Annotated in this window: 4 protein-coding genes; 3 read left to right on the top strand and 1 reads right to left on the bottom strand. The window is 71.2% G+C overall.

Annotation, left to right across the window (positions count from 1 at the left end):
- Positions 1–201 (top strand): SpoIIE family protein phosphatase (locus EHS43_RS42885; protein ID WP_148104282.1); only part of this gene is annotated, 201 nt, incomplete at its 5' end.
- A 67-nt stretch (positions 202–268) separates the two neighbouring features.
- Here EHS43_RS42885 and arsM read toward each other — a convergent pair.
- Positions 269–1,162 (bottom strand): arsenite methyltransferase, encoded by an 894-nt coding sequence (arsM, locus tag EHS43_RS42880; protein WP_125195864.1) that lies wholly within the window; start codon positions 1,160–1,162, stop codon positions 269–271.
- A gap of 104 nt (positions 1,163–1,266) precedes the next feature.
- On the opposite strand from arsM, the gene EHS43_RS42875 reads away from it, so the two are divergent.
- On the top strand, positions 1,267–1,641 hold the full coding sequence (locus tag EHS43_RS42875) for a helix-turn-helix transcriptional regulator (RefSeq protein ID WP_125195863.1): 375 nt from the start codon (positions 1,267–1,269) through the stop codon (positions 1,639–1,641).
- A partial coding sequence (locus EHS43_RS42870) for an aquaporin (protein WP_185806651.1) occupies positions 1,638–2,343 on the top strand: 706 nt, incomplete at its 3' end. The genes EHS43_RS42875 and EHS43_RS42870, both read left to right, overlap by 4 nt.

The following is a 2,343-nucleotide window of genomic DNA, read 5'->3' as shown; positions in this document are numbered from 1 at the left end:
GTCCTGGCCCTCTACACCGACGGCCTCGTCGAGGCTCCCGGCATCGACATCGACGACGCCACCACCGCACTCGCCCACCGGCTGACCGTCACTGAGACGCAGAACCTGGAAGTGCTGGCCGACTCCCTCCTCGACCACGCCGAACAATCCGCCCCGCGCAACGACGACATCGCGCTGCTCCTGGTCCGCCCGCACGCGTGATCCCTGGTCTTGCTGCCGAGCCGTGTCAGGTCGCCGGGGGCGCTCGCTCCCGGTGGCCCGCTGCGCGTCAGTGCCGGCAGCCGCACCCCGACGCGGACTTGGCCTCGGTCACGGTGAGGGCGGGGTCGGCGGAGGACTCGCCGGGCGTACAGCAGGCGTTGACGCCGCAGCAGGCATCACTCGACTCGCCAGCCGGCCGGGGGCTTTCGCCGGTCACGGGCTTGGTGGCGCGGACGATCGCGGAGTGCATACCGTCGGCGACCGGGTGGGTCGGGGTGATCTCGACGTCCGTGAACCCCGCGGCTTCGAGTCCGGCACGGTATTCGGCGAAGGACAGGGCGCCGGCGATGCAGCCGACGTAGTCGCCGCGCTCGGCGCGCTGGGCGGGGGTGAGGGCGTCATCGGCGACGACATCGGAGACACCGATCCGGCCGCCGGGCCTCAGGACACGGAAGGTCTCGGCGAAGACGGCGGACTTGTCCGTGGACAGGTTGATCACGCAGTTGGAGATGACGACGTCGATCGTGTTCGCGGGCAGCGGGACGGCTTCGATCGTGCCCTTGAGGAACTCCACGTTGGTGGCGCCCGCCTTCGCGGCGTTGGCCAGGGCCAGCGCGAGCATCTCCTCGGTCATGTCGAGTCCGTACGCCTTGCCGGTGGGGCCGACGCGGCGGGCGGAGAGCAGGACGTCGATGCCACCGCCGGAGCCGAGGTCCAGGACGCGTTCACCTTCGCGGAGTTCGGCGACGGCGGTGGGGTTGCCGCAGCCGAGGGAAGCGGCCACCGCCTCGGCGGGCAGGGCGTCGCGCTCGTCGGCGGCGTAGAGGGTGGAGCCGAAGTTGTCGTCGACCTCGACGGGCTCGGGCCCGCAGCAGGCGGCGCTGCCCTCGGTGACCTTCACGGCCGCGGCGGCGTATCGCCGACGGACGGTTTCACGCAGGTCGGTGGACTGCTCGCTCATGACTTCACTCCTGGATGACGGGCATGGCGGTGCCCGGAACGGCTTGTATTGACGTTCATTGATGCAAGCTTGCGCGCTGAATCGAAAGACGTCAACATAGAAGCATGTCGAAACAAGAGCTTGAGGTGATCGGCCAGGACGCCGCCTGCTGCCCGGGCCTGTCCGCCGCACCGCTGGACGCGGACCGGGCGGCCGACCTGGCGAAGGTCTTCAAGGCCCTGGGCGACCCGGTCCGGCTGCGGCTCATGTCGATGATCGCCTCGCGCGGGGAGGGCGGAGAGGTCTGCGTCTGTGAGCTGACCCCGGCCTTCGAGTTGTCCCAGCCGACGATCTCCCACCACCTCAAGCTCCTGCGCCAGGCCGGACTCATCGGCTGCGAACGCCGCGGTACGTGGGTCTACTACTGGGTGCTGCCCGGCGTCCTGGACGAGCTCGCCGCCTTCCTGACCACCGCGCAGCCCGCCGGAGCGCCTGCGTGAGCGCGCCGCTCGGCCGCCGGGTCGCCGCCGAGGCGATCGGGACCGGGCTGCTGGTCGCGGTGGTGGTCGGCTCCGGCATCCAGGCCACCGAGCTGTCACACGATGTCGGTGTCCAGCTGCTCGCCAACTCCCTCGCCACCGTCTTCGGTCTGGGCGTGCTGATCGCTCTGCTCGGGCCGGTCTCGGGCGCGCACTTCAACCCCGCCGTGACCCTGGCCGCCTGGTTCACCGGCCGCCGTACCCCGGGCGGTCTCACCTTGCGGGACGTCGCCGCGTACGTGCCCGCCCAGATCGCGGGAGCGGTCGGCGGGGCGATCCTGGCCGACGCGATGTTCGCCGAACCGCTGGTCACCTTCTCCACCCACGACCGGTCCGCCGGCCACCTGTGGCTCGGCGAGGTCGTCGCCACGGCCGGGCTCATCCTGCTGGTCCTCGGCCTGCACCGGATCGACCGTGCCTCGCCGGCCCCGGCCGCGGTGGCCGCATACATCGGTGCGGCCTACTGGTTCACCTCCTCCACGTCGTTCGCGAACCCGGCGGTGACGATCGGCCGGGCCTTCACCGACACGTTCGCCGGGATCACGCCCGGCTCCGTCGGCCCGTTCATCGCCGCACAGTTGTCCGGCGTCGGCCTCGGGCTCGTCGTCGTGACCGCGGTCTACGGCCCCCACACTGCTGCGGTCCGCCGCACGGTCGAGATCC

The sequence above is a fragment of the Streptomyces sp. RP5T genome (genome assembly GCF_003933965.1).
Taxonomy (GTDB): domain Bacteria; phylum Actinomycetota; class Actinomycetes; order Streptomycetales; family Streptomycetaceae; genus Streptomyces.
This window is presented reverse-complemented; position numbering and strand designations above follow the sequence as displayed.